Below are 21,466 nucleotides of genomic sequence, written 5' to 3'. Positions count from 1 at the left end.
CCCGTTAGACACACCGCTATTCATATATAAAACAAACACATCAACAAATGCACGACCACGGCTTCAACTGCTTAAAGAAGTCGTTACCTTTATCATCAACAAGGATAAACGCGGGGAAGTCCTTAACAACAATCTTATAAATAGCTTCCATTCCTAATTCAGGATACTCAATACACTCTATGCTCTTGATACTACTCTGCGAAAGGACAGCGGCAACACCGCCGATAGTTCCCAAATAGAATCCGCCATGCTTATGGCAAGCGTCGGTTACAACCTGTGTACGATTGCCTTTAGCTATCATCACAAGCGACGCTCCATGCTCTTGGAACTCATCCACATACGGATCCATGCGGTTAGCCGTAGTCGGTCCCATCGCTCCACACGGATAACCCTCCGGAGTCTTCGCCGGACCGGCATACAGAATAGGATGATCTTTGAAATACGCGGGCATCTCCTGACCGGCATCCAAACGAGCTTTCAACTTAGCGTGCGCAATGTCACGGGCAACAATAATAGTACCGTTTAATGACACACGTGTGCTGACCGGATACTTCGTGAGTTCCGCACGAACAGCGTCAATACCCTTATCCAAATCAATCTCAATACCCTTAGCGCCTTCCCCCGGCTTGCGATACGCTTCCGGAATCAATTCGGTAGGATTAACATCCATCTTTTCCAACCAAACGCCATTTTCGTTAATCTTTGCTTTGATATTACGATCGGCAGAACAGCTGACACCCATACCGATAGGACAAGACGCGCCATGACGAGGCAAACGGATGACACGAATATCGTGTGCCAAATACTTTCCGCCAAACTGAGCGCCCAAGCCAATCTTATGCGCTTCGTGCAACAGTTTGTTCTCCAAATCAACATCACGGAACGCACGACCGGTCTCATCACCGGTTGTGGGCAGATTATCATAATATTTAATAGAAGCCAACTTAACCGTCAACAGGTTCTTCTCGGCAGATGTACCGCCAATAACAAACGCAATATGATACGGAGGACAAGCAGCGGTGCCCAAACTCTTCATCTTCTCAACTAAGAATGGGAGCAATGTTCCTTCATTCTGAATAGTAGCCTTTGTCATCGGATAGAAATAAGTCTTGTTGGCAGAGCCTCCGCCTTTTGCTACCATGACGAAACGATATTCCGCCCCTTCGGTTGCCTCAATATCTATTTGAGCAGGAAGATTGCAACGGGTATTCACCTCATCGTACATGGTAAGAGGAGCATTCTGTGAGTAACGCAGATTATCCTGAATATATGTATTATAAACTCCTAAAGAAAGTGCTTCTTCATCGCTGAAGCCGGTCCATACCTGCTGTCCTTTCTCTCCGTGAATAATAGCTGTACCGGTATCCTGACAGAAAGGAAGAATACCTTTACAAGCAACTTCGGCATTACGGAGGAACTGTAACGCGACATATTTATCATTTTCTGATGCCTCGGGGTCTTTCAGAATCTGAGCGACCTGCTCGTTATGAGCACGGCGCAACATAAATTCCGCGTCATGAAAACCCTGTTGAGCAAGAAGTGTCAAAGCCTCTTTGCTGACTTTTAAGATTTTCTTTCCTTCAAACTCACTAACAGATACTCCGTCCTTCGTAAGTAAACGATATTCCGTATCGTCCTTACCAAGCTGGAACATGGGAGCATACTTAAAATCCGGTGTCTTAGCCATATATACGTATATTTAAAATGATTAGTTTACTTCGATATACAAAGATAGAAAGTAATCCTGATATTTCTCCATCTTCTTTATAAAGTTTATGTTTATTCGTACTTTGGATAAAGGAAATCGTTATACGGGTACTTCTGTACATGCAGCTCACTCACTTTATGGTACAGTCGCTCTTTTAGCTCATCGACATTGATCCCATCTTTGGCAGAGATAAATATACAATTGTCGTTGAGCTTCGCCATCCAACTTTTTTCCAACTCTTCGAGCGTATAGTTCTCTTTAACTTTTGGAGTCAAATCATCCTCATCTTTCTGAACATAAGTATAGGCGTCCACCTTATTAAACACCATCATGGTCGGTTTACCACCCGCGCCAATCTCAGCCACTGTTTTATTTACCACATCAATTTGCTCTTCAAAATCGGGATGCGAAATGTCCACTACATGAATCAGTAAGTCTGATTCACGTACCTCATCCAGCGTAGATTTAAAAGACTCTATCAAATCGGTGGGTAACTTTCGAATAAAACCTACGGTATCGGAAAGCAGAAAAGGCAGATTTTCAATCACCACCTTACGGACAGTAGTATCGAGCGTGGCAAATAATTTATCTTCCGCGAACACCTCCGACTTTGCCAACAGGTTCATCAGTGTAGACTTGCCTACATTGGTGTATCCCACAAGGGCAACCCGAATCAATCGACCTCTGTTCTTCCGTTGTGTCTCCTTTTGTTTATCAATTTCTTTTAAACGTTCTTTCAACAAAGACATTCTATTGAGAATAATACGCCGATCCATTTCCAACTGGGTCTCGCCCGGGCCACGCAAACCTACCGTTCCTTTACCTCCACCTGCGCCGGAACCGCCTCCCTGACGCTCTAAGTGTGTCCATAGTCGTTGTAAGCGAGGCAACATATACTTATATTGGGCTAATTCTACTTGCGTCTTTGCGTTAGCTGTCTGAGCACGCATGGCAAAGATGTCAAGAATCAATGAGGTGCGATCTAAAATCTTTACTTGTAATGCCTTTTCTATATTCCGGATCTGCTTTGCCGACAGCTCATCATCAAAGATGACCATACCTATTTCTCGCTCCGCGTCTTCTTCCGCCTTTATATATTCGCGAATTTCTTCCAGCTTGCCCACTCCGACATAAGTCACCGAGTTAGGTCCTCCCACTCGTTGTGTGTAACGTTTTACCACATGCGCGCCCGCGGTATGAGCTAAAAACTCTAATTCATCCATATATTCTTTCGTTTTTCGCTCATCCTGCTGAGGAGTGATCAGTCCGACAAGAATGGCTGTCTCTGCTTTTACTTCCGATATAATAAATTCTCTCATTTAATCTAAAGAGTTATCCGATAATCTCATTGCGCAAAAGTAGCGAAATGATAAAAGAAGTGCAAGCAAATAAACAAATAAAAAGAGGATGAACAGACGCTCATCCTCTTTTAGTATATTATTGATTATTCCATCAATTCGGAACATATTGATCAGTATCAAAGCCAAAACTACCGGCTGTTACATGCAACTGCAAATTTAATACAAAATTACCTTTTAATTTGTCAGTATACATAAACACGCCATAACCCGGATCGTACGCAAAGCTATCGTCATTTTGCCAGTAGCCAAGATCACGTACACTTATAGTACCATATTTGGCAGAAGAGAACGGCAATGCCTGATCAGCTACACGGAAGAACTGCAATGCGTCATTATCGTCAGCACCGGTAACATCGGTCTTGGTCAAGATTAAAGAATAACCTGCGCCATAAAGATTTTTAAAACGATACTGGTTAGGATCTGATTCCAAAGACTGAAGAGTAGTTGGAACAGATTTATCAACACCCAATCTTTTTTGCATATTTCCACTGAAGTAATAAGTACCGGTCGAAACATCAACCCATGTCTTTCCGAAGAAAGTTTTCTGCTGTATAGCTTTCTCGTTGCCGCTTACAGCGACAGCGGAAATAGTATAATCACCTTTCATATTGGTAACAACAACATCTGCGTAATAACCGCCATTGTTCTCATCAGCTGTCGTTGCAGCCTTTGTTCCATTGGCTACTACATAGTCGGCATAAGCTTCTGTCGTAGCCCCATGACCTGAAACACTCGAAGTAGGCTCCGCGAAATAATAAACATCCGCGGTTTTATTATTAACGGCAATTCTCAAAGCAGAGTCCGTATCAGGATCATTAGGACTTTCAGCATCATACTGATAGAGAATAACACTTGGACTCCCATCCCCGCCCGGATTGGTGCCTTCTTCGTCTGTACAAGCATTCATAGTGAATACAGCGAGCAACACTATGAGTAATCTGTTCATATATTTGTTCATATTCTTTTTTCTTTTTAATGTTCTGTAAATTACCATACATACTCATCGGAATCACCGGTCGGCTTGACAGGAGTCGGGTTATTCGTACAAGCCGTATTGTAGTTAGTCTCTGTTTGAATAATACACAAGTTCATCCACTCCGGAACACTCTGTATATTCCAACGATTTGATTCCAAATGATATGTACCATTATAATTACGGATAATTCCTTTCTGCAAACGTTTGATATCGAATGTGGCAAAACCTTCGCCCCAAAGCTCAACACGACGTTGCCACCAAACTTCGTTCTGGAATTTAGAAGTTGAATTGTTGTAATAAGCTTCTGCTCCGTGAGTACCATATTCATATTTCGCGTCACGAGTCTGCGCAAATGTGGTCAATAAAGCTACACCTGCCGACTCACTCTGCATACCTGCAGCCTCAGCTTCAATCAGATACATTTCTTCAACACGCATCAAAGGAACGGCAACGGTAAAAGCAAGAGCTTGATTGACATGCTCACCCCCATTAGGACGGAACTTAACCGTGATACCGCCTACGCCCTTTGGAGAAGCGCCCTGACCGGTATTATACATACCCTTAGCATCATCGGTATAATCAGCCAAAGCCGCAATCTGCCCTTTCTCGTCCATACTGTCAATATTAAAATCGATAAATGCTTTCTTACGGAAGTCTGTTGCAGGGATGGTCTCATATAAGTGACGGTCGATCAACATATTCTGACCATAGTTTGCAGAGTAACCGCAACCGGAAGCTGCCACCTCGGAAATCATAATAGATCCCCAAGAAGAGTCTGCGTCATTCTCTAAAATATTAGGATTATCTGATTTGAACGAACAAGCGAACATCCAAGATTCATTGGGTGAGTTGAAACCTTTCTTTCGATCGTTATACTGAGCGTCTGTCAACAAAGAATAACCGTTTTGAGCCATCTTTGCATATTTCTGAGCGTTAGCCCAATCTTCCATTGTCAGATATGCACGAGCTTTCAAACCATATACTACTGTTATATCAGGAGTATAAACATCTAATCGTTTGTAATTAGCCAATTCTGTTTCAGCCTTATCCAAATCGGAAAGAATGAACGCCCACATTACTTCGTTAGTGGCACGAGGATTGTTTGGCAAATCTGTAAGAGCAGTAGTTTCGGTTACCAATGGAACAGTTTCTGCGCTCTTATCGGCTGCATAAGTCTTTTGAGCAAACATACGGGCCAAATCCATATAGAACATGGCACGCATGGCATGCGCGATACCTGCACCTGCCATCTTTTCTTCATCAGGATTCTCGCCGGCTAATGCAAGAACGGTGTTGCAACTCTTAATCCAAGCATAATAATAAGTCCAAGGAATCTGACACCTGGCATACTGGGGGCCAAGTCCGGTACCGCATGCATACCATGTGGAATACCAGTTATTGTTTCCATGAGCGACAATATCATTACCCATCACATCCCTCATAAGGAAAAATGAAGGATAACCGAAATCGTAAGGATAATGGCTGCTTCCACCATAAGTGAACTGACCGCAAAGGGTTGAAGTAATAGTGTTCACAAAATTGTTAAAAGATCCGGGAGCTTTTGCTGCTTGATCGTTTGTAGCAAGAATATATCCCCTATCGGTTTTATAACCTTCCGGATCGTATTCTTCAATACAGCTTGTTGTAAGCGAGCCTGCGATTACAACAGCGAATAACATTGAAATTATCTTTTTCATATAATTATCTCCTTTCTTTAGAATGTCAACTGAATACCACCCGAAATAGTACGCACCGGAGAGTACTGATTGATAGTTTCAGTTGTTGAGTATGAATAACGTGGATCCAAGCCCTTACGAGCACTCCAGAAGCAGAGGTTTTCACCGGCTGCATAGATACGAATCTTAGAGATCTCTTTTGTAAGCTTAGGTAATGTATAACCTATGGTAAACGATTGGAAGTTCAAGTAACTTGCGCTCGTCAACCAACGGTCGGAGGCAGCTGCTGTATACTGATCGCCAAACTGCCAACGTGGAATATTACTGCTGGCATTATTCGGTGACCAAGATTTTAAAATATCTTTATGGAACGCGGAACCCGCATTGTTAGAAGTTTCACATGGAGACATTAAACCGGAGTAACGTCTATCATAAATCTTACCGCCAAGCTGATAATCGAACTGAAGGGAAGCGTCAATACCTTTCCAACGGAATGAAGTACCAAAACCTCCATAAGCCTTTGGAAGCAATGAACCTAACGCGTATTTAGAAGCTTTGTTAGGGTTGGTGGTTACTGTGTCATAGTTTTTACCGGGCTTATTGGTAGCGCCATTCAAAGAATTATCAACCCAATAGGTAGCCTCGCCCTGCTCATTCACACCTGCATATTTGGCACGGAACGCATTGTAAAGCGGACCGCCTTCTTCATACCACAAATTCGTCTCTGTGAAACCGCCATTCTCTGTAATCTTTGCTTCAGGTAACTTCAAAATCTTGGTACTGTTGTGAGCAATATTGCCGCTTACCGACCAATCTATATCTTTTGTCCTAACCAAAACACCTGTTAAAGTGAGTTCGACACCCCGATTGCGGATATCTCCGATATTACCATAGTAACCACGTGAACCGGCTGATTCCGGAATTGACAGCCAGAACAGCAAATCGGTTGTCTTTTTGTTATAGAAATCAACAGTACCGTTCAATCTGTTCTTAAACAAATTGAATTCCAAGCCAACATTCAAGTTGGTTGTTGTTTCCCAAGTAATATCCTGATTACCTACACGGAAGAAAGAAGGAGATATGGAAGTATCACTGCCCTTAGAAAGAGAATACATGTCGGTATATGCCCAATTTCCGATATTATCGTTACCCTGCTGACCAATAGAAACTTTCAATTTCAACATATCAACCCAAGTAAGATTCTTCATAAAGGCCTCTTTTGTCAACATCCATGCGCCGCCTACCGACCAGAATGATCCCCAGCGATGATCCTTAGCAAACCGTGAAGTAGCGTCACGACGATAAGAAGCAGATGCGAAATACTTTTCCGCGAAGTTATATTCTACATTGCCGAAGTAACCTTCAACATTATATTTATTAGTGTATGATTCGGAATCAGACTTAGTTGCAAATCCGTTGATTTCCTTGATAGCCGGTGAAAAACCTCCGGTTGCTTTTGCCCACAAGTACTTGGTACGAGTTTTATAATACTCATGACCAAGCAATACCTTCACGTTATGCTCTCCGAAATCTTTCAGGAAAGTCAATGTCTGCACATGGTTCGTTCTGAAAGTTGTCGATGACGACTTCTGAATTTCACCGTTAGTCACCACTTTCGGCCCGAAGAACGGGTTCTCATAATCAGAAAAATTACTTTGCCCTAAGATAGCTGTACTCTGAATAGCTGCCTTCAACCACGGCATAATAGTAATATCTGCGTTGAAAGAACCGTTTAACTGATTTCCTTTCGATGTTACCTTATTATAGGTATTAGATCCCAACGGGTTACCTGTCGACAGGAACGGACGGGACAAACCGTAATAGTTAGTGGCAGGAACACCATAATCGTATGACGGATTGCCATTCATATCGGTTGCGATACCGACAACTCCATTCTGCACTGTACGGATGTACGCAGGATAAATAGGAGCAATATTCGAAGTATAGTACAAAATATTGGTTGAATTTAAACTTGAACCACTCAAATTAGGGTTAGAATCTTGGTTAGAGTGAACAAAGTTCACATTCGCGCCGATCTTCAGCCAGTTCTTTGCCTGCAATTCTGCACGAACACGAGCATTAAAACGCTCGTAACCGGAAAACTCGATGATTCCATCCTCATTCAAATAACCTGCGCTGGCATAGAAAGAAGAACGATCGGATCCACCGTTAATACTAACATCGTATTCCTGACGTAAGGCTGTTTTATAAGCCAAATCTTTCCAATTATCAGGAGTAACATAGTAAGTAGTACCATTAGCGCCCGTATACTGATAACCTAATGTAGCGGCAGGATTAATCTTACCATTCATGCCAATCAAATACTGACCTTCAGGAACTGTATATGCCTGATAAACCAAATCACTCAAAGTCTTCTTATTAGCAGCAACGTTAGCGGCAGCGGCACTCATACCCTGACCATAGAAATAATTGTTGTATACCTGAGCATAGTAAGCTTCATAGTACTCTGCAGGATCATCAATTGTATCATAATCCTGAACGGCGCGAGAGTTAACACCCCACTTAGCATTGAGTGTAACTTGAGCATCGTGGTTATTACCTTTCTTAGTAGTAATAAGTATAACACCGGCAGCGCCACGGGCACCATACAAAGCAGCAGAGGCTGCATCTTTCAATACAGATACCGACTCAATATCGTCAGGGTTAATGTTTGAAAGTGAAGCAGTATAAGGAGCGCCATCAACAATCACTAACGGATCCTCACCTGCATACAAAGAGGCAATACCACGAATTTTAAATTTACCGGAATCGGAACCTGGCTGACCTGATGTACCACGAATCTGCAAACCGGGAACGGAACCTGCCAACGTATTGGCCACATTGGTTGTAACGTGCTTTGCGATATCTTCCTTACCAACAACAGCAGCAGATCCGGTAAACGCGGATTTCTTTGCAGTACCGAAAGCAACAACCATAACTTCATCCAACTGTTCTGTGTCCGGTTCCAGTGAAACCTTCAAATTTGATTTGATGGCAAGTGTTTGAGATTTCATACCAATGTATGAAACAGTCAATGTCTTAGCAGAACTTGGAACATTCGAAATACTGAAATTACCATCAATATCGGTAACTGTTCCTAATGTTGTACCGTCAACCACAACAGAAGCACCTACAACTGGCAATCCGTCTTCAGCCGAGGAGACATTACCATGTACAGTCCTGACTTGTGCGGACGCCAAACCTATACCTATAAATAGGTAGGTTAAAAACATCACTACTTTTCTTTTCATAAAAATTCTCTTAAAGTTTAACTTTAAATTAAAATATTTTGCTCCATTTTGATTTGCAAATTTAAAAATAATTTTTCTAAAAGCAATCTTTTTATCGTTCTTTTTTAAGCAATTAATAGCTAAATTGAACATTTTGGAAGAAAAAACAGGAGTTTATGCAGCATTTATTAACCGTATAATATGCTACATAACATAAAATATTGTTTAAAAAAAGAATTTGATTAAAGATTTATTAATGAAATGAACTTTAAAGATTCGAAGCAGATAAGGAAAATTTACACCGCGTTAAGAAGAATATGGAAGGTTATGCAATTGAGATATGGCACACTGTAAAAGGATTTAAATAAAAGATGCCGGCAAGCACAAAATTCTTCTTAAACAAGTTGGCCAACTCATCAGCGTCATTTCGCCAACTCATACGTATGAACAGAAAAAGTGACGGCCATAAAATTCGGAAATTATCAAACCACTTGATATGTTTTTCTATATAAGATAACGTGAATTCGATGAAATAACAGGATGCCTATGTAGAAATCTACAAAGATGGATACGACCTTATAGTATGTTTAAAACGATGTTTTTCTCTTTTTATCAGGTTCTTTAAAATTGTCATAAAGAGATTAGTAAAAAAGAACCGTATGAATCACTCAACTCATACGCATAATCTACTTGTTTCACATAGGTGAAACAAGTGACTCACATCAGTGAAACAAGTGTATCACATCAGTGAAACGAATGTATCACATCTGTGAAACGAAAAATTCTTTTGATGAATACGGCAACATATATGGCCACTTTCTTTGTTCCTACGTATCGGGGTAGTAGCCGTGTACCATTGATTTCTTCAAAGATTTGCGTGTCTGTTTAAGAAGCTGCGGAGATACGCGGCTTACATTATTTTGAATTCGTCGAACTCACGTTAAGATAGATAGCAGATAGTATCAGAGAAGGTTTTTTATCTCATTCCAATCATGAATTTCATGCATCGGTTTAACCGGTGGAACATTGTTTTGCAAATTAAAGAAAATATAATCCATCCCAACATTAATAGCACCTTGAATGTCAGTATTCCAAGCATCGCCTATCATGATAGAAGTTCGAAGCTCCGATTGAGTAGCCGAAAGCGCGAAGTTATAAATCTGAGAGCCCGGCTTATGAACGCCGATGTCTTCGGAAAGTATCACCTTTTTAAAATACTTTTCCACTCCGCTCGAACGCAATTTTTGTACTTGCAACTCACGAAAACCGTTCGACAAAACATACAGATTATACCTATTATATAAATAGTCGAGCGCTTCGACGGTATGAGGCATCAGCTTTTCCTTTAATGCGACGCGCGACATATAGTCTTTGGTGTATCTGTCAACCAACGCCTCATCGTATGCTCCAACAACACGAAAAGGATAAGCATAACGAATTCCGTTAAGCTCATCCTTTGTTATACGACCTGCCCCGTAGTCTACCCAAAGTTGTACGTTCTTCTCACTGTAAATTTGAAAGAACTGATCGAAAGAATCAAAGTATCGATTGAAATGATACTTCTCATACATCTCCACAAAGGTGTCACGGGAGTTCTCATCGAACGCCCAAACGGTATTATCCAGATCAATGAATACGCTTTTATACACGTACCTTATTTAACTTTTATTACCAAATAGCGAGATACACTCCAGAAATCGCTTGGCTTGATAATATTCAAAGTCAATTGCCCCTTGTCATCTTTATCCAGACTGTACGAACCGGCCGGATGGGTAGTCAGCAAAGTAGCGTTCTTTGAATACAACTTGATAGCCTTATCCGTACGGATATCAATTTGAGTGAAATAATCCTTGTTGAAGTCTTTATTCTTCAGTACGTCACCGTCCACTAAAATCTTTTGTTCCTTCAGCTCACTCTTTGTTCCAAATACAAACCACGCTGCATTCAAAGCCTTATCCTGACTTGCTACGGTAGCCTCTTTCTCTTTATTATCGGCTTTCAGATTAGTTACATCCTCGTTCAACATGGCAACAGCATCATCCAATTCGGTGATGCGGATGTTCTTATTGGCCAACTCTGCCTGCAAGTCTTGAATTTGCTGTTCTTTCGACTCCAATTCCTTTGTCAGGTTAGAGATGGCTTTCTTCAGCTGGGCTGACTGATAAGTACTTCCTTGCAATTTCTTTTGCAATTCTACTATCTGCTCACGATTAGCTTTCAATTTCTCACTGATAAAACGAATATTCTCTTTAATTTTATCAGGATTGTTCTCGGCTCCTGCGCTTGACAGATCAACACGGTTCTCTGCTTCGTTAATCTCGCGGAAACCTTCCTGAACTTCGTTAAAAGCACCCATGATGTCGTCCAACTCAGCATTTCTGTTAGCCAATTGAACCATCAAAGAATCATTCTGAGCTTTCATCGCTTCTTGTTTTGCGCCATTGTTACAACTAAACAGCGCTAAGGTCATAAATGACAATAATAAAATCTTTTTCATCTTACACCTAAAATTTAATTTCTTTACTTTTCTTCTTTTTTACCACCGAGGACAATGACAAATTCGCCTCTCGGTTCGTTCTGATTAAAATGAGCAATTACTTCGGTTAATGTTCCCCTGACACTCTCCTCGTGTATTTTCGATATTTCGCGACATACCGAAACCTTACGGTCAGGTCCGAATACTTCGGCAAATTGCGTCAATGTTTTAAGGATCCGAAAAGGCGACTCATAAAAAATCATCGTTCTTTCCTCGTCTTTCAGTTCATTCAATCGGGTCTGGCGTCCTTTCTTCTGCGGAAGGAACCCTTCGAAGCAGAAACGGTCATCGGGTAATCCCGATGCTATCAAAGCCGGAACGAATGCAGTAGCTCCCGGCAGACATTTAACTTCTATTTCATTCCGAACGCATTCCCTTACCAACAGAAATCCCGGGTCGGATATACCCGGCGTACCGGCGTCGGAAATCAAAGCTACTGTTTCACCGGCCTTCAGCCGACCTACAATACTGTCTACCGTTTGGTGTTCATTAAACTTATGATGAGAGAGTAAGGCATTCTTTATGTTGTAATGCTTCAGCAGGACACTTGAAGTGCGGGTATCTTCGGCTAATATCAGATTTGCCTCCTTCAGCACTCGAACAGCCCGAAAAGTCATATCTTCCAAATTTCCTACCGGAGTAGGCACTACATAAAGCATACCCATAGTTTCTCTATCAAATTTGGTACAAAGATAGTGGGTTTTAATTATGTTAATTATAAATGACCCTATCTTTTAACAGAAGTTGTACAAATAATAGGGGTAATAGTGTTTTATTAGTAAAATCAAGGATGTTTTTTCGGATAATTAATTCAGAATTCTGTATCTTTACAGCCCTATAAGAAAAGCGAAAATATGTCTGAGTATTCAGAAGATCAAATAGATGAAATTCGCCACAGAGGTCGTATAGAAGTTATATGTGGCTCTATGTTCTCCGGGAAAACCGAAGAACTAATCCGACGTATGAAACGCGCTAAGTTCGCTCGGCAGAATGTCGAGATATTCAAACCAAGCATTGATACGCGTTATTCCAATGATGATGTAGTATCGCACGACGCGAATATTATTGCGTCCACTCCAATTGAGTCGTCGGGCAGCATTCTGCTCCTTTCATCGGACAAGGATGTGGTAGGAATAGACGAAGCCCAGTTCCTTGACAATGGGCTGATAGAAGTCTGCAACAAATTAGCCGACAGTGGAATACGTGTAATAGTTGCCGGTTTGGATATGGATTATAAAGGAATTCCGTTTGGTCCGATACCTGCACTCTGCGCTATTGCTGACGAAGTGACGAAAGTACATGCTATCTGTGTTAAATGCGGCCATCTGGCTTATGTATCTCACCGACTTTCAAAAAGTGACAAGCGGGTTCTGTTGGGTGAGCAGGACAAATACGAACCGCTCTGCCGTTCTTGCTATCGGAAAGCATTAGCTGAAGAAGCAAACGAGAATACTGCCGAAGACTGATATCCCGACAGGTTACAGGTTAATTGATATAAATAATGCAGAAAAAAATTACATTCGACTCATTTATCCGCATGGTGCTGGGAGCCTTTGTGGTAATATGTGTATTGCTCCTTATCAATAGATTGAGTAGTGTACTGCTTCCGTTCTTTGTGGCATGGCTTATAGCCTATATACTTTATCCGTTTGTCAAGTTCTTCCAATATAAATTGCATTTTCGCAGCAGAGTACTTTCCATTATAGCGGTCATTCTTCTGTTCTTAGGAATTATTACACTGATTATCTGGGGAGTGATACCTCCATTGCTTGAAGACATCGGAAAAGTGAAAGATCTGATAAGCGCGTATTTTATAGAAGGCACTAAACATGCTAACATTCCTGATTTGGTGCAGAACTTTATCAACGAATATGTTGATATGAAGAAAGTGCAGGAAGCCCTCAACTTTGAAAACATAAGCAATATAATTAAGGAAGGAGTTCCGCAGATATGGAACTTCTTAGCAGGCAGCATGAGTGTCTTAATTAGTATTTTTGCTTCTTTCATTGTTTTGCTATATATGTTCTTTATCCTTATTGACTATGAAACGCTTTCGAACGGTTGGGTGAAATATATTCCTAAGAAGCAACGTAACATCACTTATCAGATATTCTGTGATGTAAAGGATGGTATGAATCGTTACTTCCGCGGACAAGCTCTGATAGCAACCTGCGTCGGCATTCTATTCGCCATTGGATTTCTCATCATTGACTTTCCGCTGGCTATTGGTTTTGGCTTGTTCATTGGAATATTGAATATGGTTCCGTATCTGCAGCTCATCGCTTTGGTTCCAACGGTCATTCTGGCCTTACTGAAAGCTGCTGCAACCGGTCAGAACTTTTGGTGGATTTTGTTTCTTGCCATTATAGTATTTTGCGTAGTGCAAGTCATTCAAGACATGATCATCACACCGAAAGTAATGGGCAAGGCCATGGGAATGAATCCTGCCATCATCTTACTTTCTCTCTCCATCTGGGGCTCCCTAATGGGTATCGTCGGAATGATTTTGGCACTCCCTCTGACCAGTCTCATTATCTCGTATTATAAAAGGTATGTCATAAAAGAGAATGGTACGGTAGATACAGAAGAGCAAGAAGAAACGAAAGACATAACGAAAGAAACAGGTAATTAAAATTGAAAATAATTATTTAATACTATCAGGTATGGCTCTCTACATTCATTTCGTAAAACTTATGGAAGTAAAAACATGCACTATAAAGTTCTATAAGTGACATTTTAAAAATAAATTTAAAAAAAGTAGGATTATTATTTGCAGGATACAATAGAAAGCACTACCTTTGCACCGCTTTCCAAGAAGTTGAAAGCAATAAGGAGATTCGCTAGCTCAGCAGGTAGAGCACAACACTTTTAATGTTGGGGTCTTGGGTTCGAGCCCCAAGCGGATCACAGAAATGGTAAAAAGGAGATTCTTCGCGAATCCCCTTTTTTGTTTTGAAAGATACCTTAAAAATCTTGAACAAGGGCTCCAAGAACGTCCTTATCCTTGATTTTCGACCAATAATAATTAGCCTTCTCCTTATCACCACGACCGGAATACAACAAGCCTATCGCATAGTTGGCATCATCAGGATTCTCGAAAAGGTCAATGTTATGTTCCTTGCACCATTCAAAGGATTCTCTGCCACTGAAGCGAGTAAGTTCTTCATCAGTTACGTTATGATCAAAAATTGTTTCCATGTCGTAAAGATAAATTAATAATTGGATAATAGTAAATTAAAATGCAAAAATATGAACGAAAAGGATTTTTTTGATATGATAAAGAAAAAGATGAAAGCTAAGATGGAAAATCTTGAAAAGGCAGTGAGTGTGTTCGACCTGCCGAAAGATGCCGACTACGTCTACAGGGAATAGAAGTATAGAGAAACCTCAATAGTACCGGAAGAAGAAAAAAGGAGATGTATCAATCTGACCCACCTCCTTTCTACGAGGTTGCCGACTTGAAATTATCGCGTCTTTTATGGCCCTCCCTCTGTAACAAAGATATGCCTTTAATTATTTAAAAACAAATCTTTAGTTGAAAATTGTGAACGAAAAGGAGTTTTTTGATATGATAAAGAAAAAGGTGAAGGCTAAGACGGGAATTCTTGAAAAGGCAGTGAGTGTGTTCGACCTGCCGATAGATGACGACTACGTCTACAGGGAATAAACTTCAACAGTACCGGAAGAAGAAAAAAGGAGATGTATCAATCTGACCCACCTCCTTTCTTAGCGAAACAATTCAATTTTAACTATCCACCAACAGTCGCTTTAATTCCATATCTTGCAAAGATATCGATACAATGCTGTTGTTCCGCTTCTGTAGGAGTAGACATCTCATAACCCTCCGGATTATAGAGATTCCACATTCGAGTATGCTTTTCCTTTCCTATATCATGATAAGGCAACAGGTTTACTTCTTTACGTTTCCAAGAAATACTTGATAGGAATTCAGCCGATTCCTTTATATTCTTTTTGTCTGAGTTCACTCCTTTTATTAAAGGAATACGAATAAAAAAGTCTCCACCCATCTCAGCCAATAGCGTAATATTATTCAAGATTTGTTCATTAGGAACACCGGTGAAAAACTTATGCTTTGAAGAATCCATTGACTTCAAATCTACCAGAAAGAGTTCACAGTTTTCCATTACCTTCTGTACTACTTTCGGCGTTGTATAAAGAGTTGTATCAACTGTCCTATGAAATCCGCGTTTTCCCAATTCTTTTAGAATCTCAAGAGCATAGTCGGGATGTGTCAATGGTTCTCCACCACAAAGGGTTACACCTCCATGACTATCTTGCATTATGTCACGTTCTTTCTCAATTTCTTTCATCAAATCTTCCATCTTCCACTCTTTGCCGCACATCTCTAAGGCAGTTGTAGGACATACATCGGTACACATGCCACAACTGATACATTTACCTTCTATCGGCATAATACCATTCGGAGTAAGTTCAATGGCATGCATAGGGCAGACATCCACACAACTCTTGCAACCTATACATTTCGTTTTCTTATAAATCTTCTGTCGTTTGCTGCTCCAACTTTCCGGATTATGGCACCAAATGCAATGTAACGGACAACCTTTAATAAAAATGGTGGTCCTGATTCCAGGACCATCATTGATAGCATATCGCTTAATATCAAAAATTAAAGCCATATCAATTACAATTCTTCGTTCTGAGTACGGGCGATAATTTCGTTCTGAAGCTGAGAAGTCATGTCATTGAAATAGTCAGAGTAACCGGCTACACGTACTAACAAATCCTTATAATCTTCCGGATGCTTTTGTGCGTCAAGCAATGTCGCGGTATCAACAATATTGAATTGAACATGATGGCCGCCAAATTTGAAATAAGTACGAATCAGACTACTCAGCTTTTTCATATCCTGCTCTCTTTTTAATAAAGCCGGAATAAAACGAATGTTCAATAATGTACCGCCACTCTTCGACTGATCCAATTTTCCTAAAGACTTAATAACGGCAGTAGGCCCGTGGGTATCTGCGCCATGTGACGGAGAAGTACCATCACTAATAGCGAAGTGAGCAAAACGACCATTGGGTGTAGCGCCACAAACCTGACCAAAGTAGTTATGGCAGGTGGTACTCAACATATTTAAATGAGTTTTGCCACCACGAGTATTGGGATGACCATCAATAGCTTCTACCAAGTCATCATATACTTTAACGGCAATGGTATCGGCATACTCATCGTCATTTCCAAAGAAAGGAGTATGATTACGGATATATTGACGCATCTTCTCATTTTCTTCAAAGTTCGTATCACATGCCTTAATAATCTCATCCATCGTATACCTATGGTCTTCAAACACGTGCTTCTTCAATGAGCATAGGCAGTCGGTTATTGTTCCCAAACCTGTACACTGAATATACTGTGTGTTATAACGAGCACCACCACTATAATAGTCCTTGCCCTTCTCTACACAATCATCTATGAACAAGCTCAAAAATGTCGCAGGTGCATAAAGAGAGAACATACGTTCAATATAGTTATTAACGCCCAGTTTCATATTAACGAAATACACCATCTGTGCATGCCAAGCGTTATAAAGTTCATCATAAGTCTTAAATGTACGAGGATCGCCTGTCTCCAAACCAATCTTCTTTCCTGTCTCCGGATCGGTACCATTATGTAGCGTTATCTCCAGAATCTTCGGAGTATTCAGATAACCGGTCAAAAGATATGCTTCTTTTCCAAGTGCGCCTACCTCAATACATCCCGAACATCCTCCTTCTCGAGCATCCTGTGGAGTTTTTCCTGCACGGAGTAATTCACTGACTATCTGATCGGCATTAAAGATGGAAGGATAGCCGTTGCCCTCACGAATGACACGAATACCTTCTAACACGAATTCATCAGGAGTATCCTTTGTTAACTGAATATTTAAACCCGGCTGCAATTCATGAAGTTCTTCTTGCACCTCAAGAGCCATGTATGAAATATCATTGGCCACCGGATTTCCATCCGGATCCATACCTCCAAGATTGATATTAGTAAAATCATTATATGTACCCGACTCACGTGCTGTAATACCTACCTTTGGAGGGGCCGGTTGATTATTAAACTTAATCCATAAACAAGAAAGCAATTCCTTTGCCTTGTCGTATGTCAGCGTGCCCTCTTTCAGACCTTTTCGGTAGAAAGGATAAAGATGCTGATCGATATGCCCCGGATTCATACTATCCCAACCATTCAACTCGGTAACAGTACCCAGATGGACGAACCAATACATTTGAATAGCCTCCCAATAATCACGTGGAGCATGAGCGGGAACCCAATGACATACTTCTGCAATCTTCAACAATTCAGCCTTACGCTGTGGACGAGTCTCCTTTGCTGCCATTTCTTCTGCCAACTTAGCATGTCGCTCTGCAAACAGAATAGCAGCATCGCAACTGATGTCCATAGCTTTCAACTCCATCTGCTTATCCGTAGCTTCCGGGTCATTGATAAAATCAAGTTCTGAAAGTTTACGAGCAATATGCTCCTTTATATCCAGCAAGCCTTCATGATACATTTTACCATCCATTGCCGTATGACCGGCAGCACGTTGTTCCATGAATTCTGTGAATACACCGGCTTCATACGCGTCTTTCCAAGCTTCAGATACATGATTGAAGATACGTTCACGTTGAGTTTTACCGGCCCAATAAGGAATGACAACCTTTTCGTATGTATCTATATCTTCCTGACTGATTTTATAGCTCTGCAAATCACGATCGTTCAAAACATGAAGATCCTCCACAGAGTGACAAGTCAGCTCGGGAAAAGTAGGAACAGCTTTAGGAACCGGTCCACGTTCACCAACAATCAGTTCGTCATCTCCTATATAAATGGTCTTCTTTTTGCAGATTTCGTAAAAGTTTCTTGCACGAAGTTCGGCAATAGGCATGGTGCCATAGTATTTCTTGTAAAACTCAGTCTCAATGAGCGCACGCTCAATGGTCAGAGTAGCAGGGGTATCCAAACTCTGTTGATGCAGACGTTTGATTCTATCGTTCATACCCCCGTCATTTTCCGGATGTTTAATTGGAAAATTCATAATTCCACGTATTAATTATTAGTTCTTCTTTTATTTGGAAGGATTATGAAACTCGTTAACCTTCTTATGCTTACTGATTTGCTGATTGGTCTTTGGAAAATATTTAGCTAAGAGATTATATAAGTCCGGATCATATTCCTGCAACTCCTCACGAGTGTTCACCCAATTATGTTTCCCATCCGGACGAGCAACTTCTGCGTTTACGTTAAACCAGTCCTGTACTCCTTCAGCCCAATATTCAGCAATGTCTGTTTCAGCGTATGTGTTAGCCCATAAACCTTTTGACTTAGCATTATTCAATAGCTTTGTCAGCGTATCATTAATGTCTTTATCAACCTGAATGACCCCAATCAAATGTATAGCATGCGAGAACTCATGAATAAGGATATCTTCTGCATGATATTTATCAATTTGATAAGCCAGAATATTCTCTTCCGCGCAGGTAGTCAAGGGTTCATTTAAGTCTCCACCCAAACCACGAGCACGCAAATTCCAGTTCAACGTAGTGTCATTAATCAAATAATGATGCTCAGGTATGTCTGTCGTTCCTTCATAACGAGCCATAATACCTACACGAGCATGCCCTTTATGCATGGCTTCCAACACTTTCGGACTCAACATGCTGGTCATGGAATACAACGTCTTGAAAGCTGCTTTGTAACAAGAATCAGGAACCCGCCATGACGAGACTAAAGGGATTCCGTTCACATCTACATAACGAGTATAGAATTTATCCAGCTTCAATGAATCCGGGGGTATAGTGATAGTGAAATCAGGGACTACAATGCTATCTACTCGTTCTTCTTCCGCGACCGCTTCTTGATTCTCTGTTGCAGGCTGTTTTACCTGTTTACACGAAACAAGCACAAGTGTGATTGATAATAACAGGAAAATGCGTCTCATGTTATGCAATTACTTTAAATATGAATAGCGATAATCTGTCGGTGAAACCAGAGTCTCTTTTACAACACGCGGAGTCACCCAACGAATCAAGTTAAACTCACCACCGGCCTTATCGTCTGTGCCGGAAGCACGAGCACCGCCAAATGGCTGCAAACCAACAACGGCGCCTGTCGGTTTATCGTTAATATAGAAATTTCCGGCTGCGTTCTGCAACTGTTCAGAGATACGCTCTGCAGCCAAACGATCCTGCGCGAAGACAGAGCCTGTCAAGCCATAAGGAGAAGTCTCATCACAAAGCTTAACCGTCTCTTCTACCTTATCATCATCGTATGGATAAACGGTCAGAATTGGGCCAAAGATTTCTTCTTCCATCGATTTGAAATGTGGATCAGATGTCTCAATCACTGTAGGTTCAACAAAGTAACCGACAGATTTATCGCAGTTACCGCCCATAACAACTTTTGCATCCTTTGAATTCTTTGCGTAATTAATGTACTCGGCACACTTATCGAATGAAGCCTCATCAATAACTGCGTTGATATAGTTAACAGGATCTTTAACATCACCCATTTTAACTTCCTTTGCCATGGCTTTCATATCTTCCAATACTGCCGGCCACATACTCTTCGGAATATACATACGCGACGCGGCAGAACACTTCTGTCCCTGATACTCGTATGCGCCACAGAAAGCTGCTGTCGCGACGGCTTTTGTATCAGCCGTAGGATGAACGAAAATAAAATCTTTACCCCCTGTCTCACCTACTATGCGCGGATAGGAGATGTAATTATCAAGATTAGCGCAAGCTGCCTGCCATAATGTTTTGAATGTAGCTGTAGAACCTGTGAAATGGAAACCCGCAAAATAATGAGATTCTGTACAAATCTTACCAATTAACGCGCCGCTGCCCGGCAAGAAGTTGACAACGCCATCGGGAAGACCGGCTTCCTTATACAGTTTCATCAAATAATAGTTACTCAACAAAGCTGTTGTTGATGGCTTCCAGACTGCGACATTACCCATCAAAATCGGAGTCATGCAAAGGTTAGAAGCAATAGACGTGAAATTAAACGGAGTTACCGCAAGAACAAAGCCTTCAAGAGGGCGGAACTCTGTGTGATTAAGAACACCGACACCATTCTTCGGCTGCATGCCATATAATTTAGAAGCATAATGAACATTGTAACGGAAGAAATCAACCGTCTCACAAGCAGAATCAATCTCTGCCTGATATATATTTTTACTCTGCCCCAACATATTAGCAGCGTTGATAATTGGACGGTATTTAGTTGCCAACAATTCAGCCATCTTCAACATAATAGCAGCACGAACAGTCCAGTCTGTATTTGCCCATATCTTACGAGCTTCCATCGCGGCATCAATGGCCATCTTTACTTCTTTCTCGGTTACTTTATGATAGGAAGCAAGCACATGCTTATGATCGTGAGGACAAGTTACCTTACCCGTTATACCTGTACGAATTTCTTTGCCGCCGATAATAATTGGAATATCAACTACTATGTTACTTTGATGTTCAAGTTCTGCCTCGAGTGCCACTCTTTCAGGAGAACCTTTAAGATAGGTTTTTACCGGTTCGTTTTCAGGAACCGGAAAAGTAATTACTGAATTTCTCATATTATTTCAATTTTAGATAAATTTTCATCTTTATTTTTCAAGTGTCCAAATTTATAACATATTAGACGCTCATGTAGCAAAACATGCATAATTAATGTTAAACGATTCTATCGTGTCAGCTGATTACTAATTTATACAACAAATAGGTTAACATATATGTCCTACAATTTTCAAAATTCGAATATAAAAAATAATTTTCATATTGTACAAATTTTAATGACATTTTTTACACAGAAGAAATATTATTGTCAGGCAGAAATAACTTCTTTAATAATTTACATTGTAGTCTTCTTCCATAAACTTAAAGCAAAAAGTAATTTATATTCTTTATTTTGATCAGTTTTTAATGTTATGGTGAACATGCTGTCATGTCATACT

The 21,466-nt window shown here is 40.7% G+C and carries 17 protein-coding genes and 1 tRNA gene; 5 read left to right on the top strand and 13 right to left on the bottom strand.

Annotated elements, in window-relative coordinates; translation table 11 throughout:
* Positions 1-40 precede the first annotated feature (40 nt).
* From LO761_RS08025 to rsmI, 8 genes are all read right to left on the bottom strand, one after another.
* A complete protein-coding gene (locus LO761_RS08025; RefSeq protein WP_272817770.1) occupies positions 41-1,687 on the bottom strand; it encodes a fumarate hydratase in 1,647 nt (548 codons plus the stop codon).
* Positions 1,688-1,779: 92 nt separating this feature from the next.
* Entirely contained in the window at positions 1,780-3,027 is a 1,248-nt protein-coding gene (gene hflX, locus LO761_RS08020; RefSeq protein ID WP_272817769.1) for a GTPase HflX, read from the bottom strand.
* A gap of 133 nt (positions 3,028-3,160) precedes the next feature.
* Positions 3,161-4,015, bottom strand: coding sequence for a hypothetical protein (locus LO761_RS08015; protein WP_272817768.1), 855 nt, complete (start codon positions 4,013-4,015; stop codon positions 3,161-3,163).
* 41 nt (positions 4,016-4,056) lie between these two features.
* Positions 4,057-5,742 (bottom strand): RagB/SusD family nutrient uptake outer membrane protein, encoded by a 1,686-nt coding sequence (locus LO761_RS08010; RefSeq protein WP_272817767.1) that lies wholly within the window; start codon positions 5,740-5,742, stop codon positions 4,057-4,059.
* A gap of 17 nt (positions 5,743-5,759) precedes the next feature.
* Positions 5,760-8,972: a SusC/RagA family TonB-linked outer membrane protein gene (locus LO761_RS08005; protein WP_272817766.1), complete on the bottom strand. Its 3,213-nt coding sequence runs from the start codon at positions 8,970-8,972 to the stop codon at positions 5,760-5,762.
* Between the two features lie 941 nt (positions 8,973-9,913).
* On the bottom strand, positions 9,914-10,600 hold the full coding sequence (locus LO761_RS08000) for a YjjG family noncanonical pyrimidine nucleotidase (protein ID WP_272817765.1): 687 nt from the start codon (positions 10,598-10,600) through the stop codon (positions 9,914-9,916).
* A 5-nt stretch (positions 10,601-10,605) separates the two neighbouring features.
* Positions 10,606-11,448, bottom strand: a complete 843-nt coding sequence (locus LO761_RS07995; RefSeq protein ID WP_272817764.1) for a Cbp1 family collagen-binding glycoprotein adhesin — start codon at positions 11,446-11,448, stop codon at positions 10,606-10,608.
* Between the two features lie 23 nt (positions 11,449-11,471).
* A complete protein-coding gene (gene rsmI, locus LO761_RS07990; RefSeq protein ID WP_272817763.1) occupies positions 11,472-12,152 on the bottom strand; it encodes a 16S rRNA (cytidine(1402)-2'-O)-methyltransferase in 681 nt (226 codons plus the stop codon).
* Positions 12,153-12,341: 189 nt separating this feature from the next.
* On the opposite strand from rsmI, the gene LO761_RS07985 reads away from it, so the two are divergent.
* The 3 genes from LO761_RS07985 to LO761_RS07975 all read left to right on the top strand — a co-directional run bounded on the left by LO761_RS07985 (position 12,342) and on the right by LO761_RS07975 (position 14,394).
* Positions 12,342-12,953 carry a thymidine kinase gene (locus LO761_RS07985; RefSeq protein WP_272817762.1) on the top strand — a complete coding sequence of 204 codons (612 nt, stop codon included), beginning with the start codon at positions 12,342-12,344 and terminating at the stop codon, positions 12,951-12,953.
* A 32-nt stretch (positions 12,954-12,985) separates the two neighbouring features.
* On the top strand, positions 12,986-14,119 hold the full coding sequence (locus LO761_RS07980) for an AI-2E family transporter (protein WP_272817791.1): 1,134 nt from the start codon (positions 12,986-12,988) through the stop codon (positions 14,117-14,119).
* Positions 14,120-14,321: 202 nt separating this feature from the next.
* Positions 14,322-14,394 (top strand) — tRNA-Lys (locus LO761_RS07975).
* Positions 14,395-14,451: 57 nt separating this feature from the next.
* On the opposite strand, the gene LO761_RS07970 is transcribed toward LO761_RS07975, so the two are convergent.
* Positions 14,452-14,685: a hypothetical protein gene (locus LO761_RS07970; protein WP_272817761.1), complete on the bottom strand. Its 234-nt coding sequence runs from the start codon at positions 14,683-14,685 to the stop codon at positions 14,452-14,454.
* A 51-nt stretch (positions 14,686-14,736) separates the two neighbouring features.
* Here LO761_RS07970 and LO761_RS07965 point away from each other — a divergent pair, with 51 nt between their 5' ends.
* Positions 14,737-14,859 (top strand): hypothetical protein, encoded by a 123-nt coding sequence (locus tag LO761_RS07965; protein WP_272817760.1) that lies wholly within the window; start codon positions 14,737-14,739, stop codon positions 14,857-14,859.
* 172 nt (positions 14,860-15,031) lie between these two features.
* Positions 15,032-15,154, top strand: coding sequence for a hypothetical protein (locus tag LO761_RS07960; protein WP_272817759.1), 123 nt, complete (start codon positions 15,032-15,034; stop codon positions 15,152-15,154).
* 82 nt (positions 15,155-15,236) lie between these two features.
* Here the strand turns inward: LO761_RS07960 and LO761_RS07955 are convergent, their stop codons facing one another.
* Genes LO761_RS07955 through pruA form a run of 4 tightly spaced genes read right to left on the bottom strand, consistent with a single transcriptional unit; the run spans position 15,237 to position 21,088 of the window.
* Positions 15,237-16,145 (bottom strand): glycyl-radical enzyme activating protein, encoded by a 909-nt coding sequence (locus tag LO761_RS07955; RefSeq protein ID WP_272817758.1) that lies wholly within the window; start codon positions 16,143-16,145, stop codon positions 15,237-15,239.
* Positions 16,146-16,150: 5 nt separating this feature from the next.
* The gene (gene hypD / locus LO761_RS07950) at positions 16,151-18,550 is read right to left on the bottom strand and encodes a trans-4-hydroxy-L-proline dehydratase (protein WP_272817757.1); all 2,400 of its coding nucleotides are present in this window, start codon (positions 18,548-18,550) and stop codon (positions 16,151-16,153) included.
* Between the two features lie 30 nt (positions 18,551-18,580).
* Positions 18,581-19,453, bottom strand: a complete 873-nt coding sequence (locus LO761_RS07945; RefSeq protein WP_272817756.1) for a M90 metallopeptidase family protein — start codon at positions 19,451-19,453, stop codon at positions 18,581-18,583.
* A 9-nt stretch (positions 19,454-19,462) separates the two neighbouring features.
* A complete protein-coding gene (gene pruA / locus LO761_RS07940; protein WP_272817755.1) occupies positions 19,463-21,088 on the bottom strand; it encodes an L-glutamate gamma-semialdehyde dehydrogenase in 1,626 nt (541 codons plus the stop codon).
* Positions 21,089-21,466: the final 378 nt, after the last annotated feature.

The organism is Phocaeicola oris (assembly GCF_021295095.1).
Taxonomy (GTDB): domain Bacteria; phylum Bacteroidota; class Bacteroidia; order Bacteroidales; family Bacteroidaceae; genus Phocaeicola; species Phocaeicola oris.
This window is presented reverse-complemented; position numbering and strand designations above follow the sequence as displayed.

Excerpts from the sequence above, each read along its gene's own strand:
- LO761_RS07970 (WP_272817761.1), bottom strand. The coding sequence starts at position 14,685 with ATGGAAACAATTTTTGATCATAACGTAACTGATGAAGAACTTACTCGC.
- rsmI (WP_272817763.1), bottom strand. The coding sequence starts at position 12,152 with ATGGGTATGCTTTATGTAGTGCCTACTCCGGTAGGAAATTTGGAAGAT.
- LO761_RS07985 (WP_272817762.1), top strand. The coding sequence starts at position 12,342 with ATGTCTGAGTATTCAGAAGATCAAATAGATGAAATTCGCCACAGAGGT.
- LO761_RS08025 (WP_272817770.1), bottom strand. The coding sequence starts at position 1,687 with ATGGCTAAGACACCGGATTTTAAGTATGCTCCCATGTTCCAGCTTGGT.
- pruA (WP_272817755.1), bottom strand. The coding sequence starts at position 21,088 with ATGAGAAATTCAGTAATTACTTTTCCGGTTCCTGAAAACGAACCGGTA.
- LO761_RS07945 (WP_272817756.1), bottom strand. The coding sequence starts at position 19,453 with ATGAGACGCATTTTCCTGTTATTATCAATCACACTTGTGCTTGTTTCG.
- LO761_RS07965 (WP_272817760.1), top strand. The coding sequence starts at position 14,737 with ATGAACGAAAAGGATTTTTTTGATATGATAAAGAAAAAGATGAAAGCT.
- LO761_RS08015 (WP_272817768.1), bottom strand. The coding sequence starts at position 4,015 with ATGAACAGATTACTCATAGTGTTGCTCGCTGTATTCACTATGAATGCT.
- LO761_RS07995 (WP_272817764.1), bottom strand. The coding sequence starts at position 11,448 with ATGAAAAAGATTTTATTATTGTCATTTATGACCTTAGCGCTGTTTAGT.
- LO761_RS07955 (WP_272817758.1), bottom strand. The coding sequence starts at position 16,145 with ATGGCTTTAATTTTTGATATTAAGCGATATGCTATCAATGATGGTCCT.
- hflX (WP_272817769.1), bottom strand. The coding sequence starts at position 3,027 with ATGAGAGAATTTATTATATCGGAAGTAAAAGCAGAGACAGCCATTCTT.
- LO761_RS08010 (WP_272817767.1), bottom strand. The coding sequence starts at position 5,742 with ATGAAAAAGATAATTTCAATGTTATTCGCTGTTGTAATCGCAGGCTCG.
- LO761_RS08005 (WP_272817766.1), bottom strand. The coding sequence starts at position 8,972 with ATGAAAAGAAAAGTAGTGATGTTTTTAACCTACCTATTTATAGGTATA.
- hypD (WP_272817757.1), bottom strand. The coding sequence starts at position 18,550 with ATGAATTTTCCAATTAAACATCCGGAAAATGACGGGGGTATGAACGAT.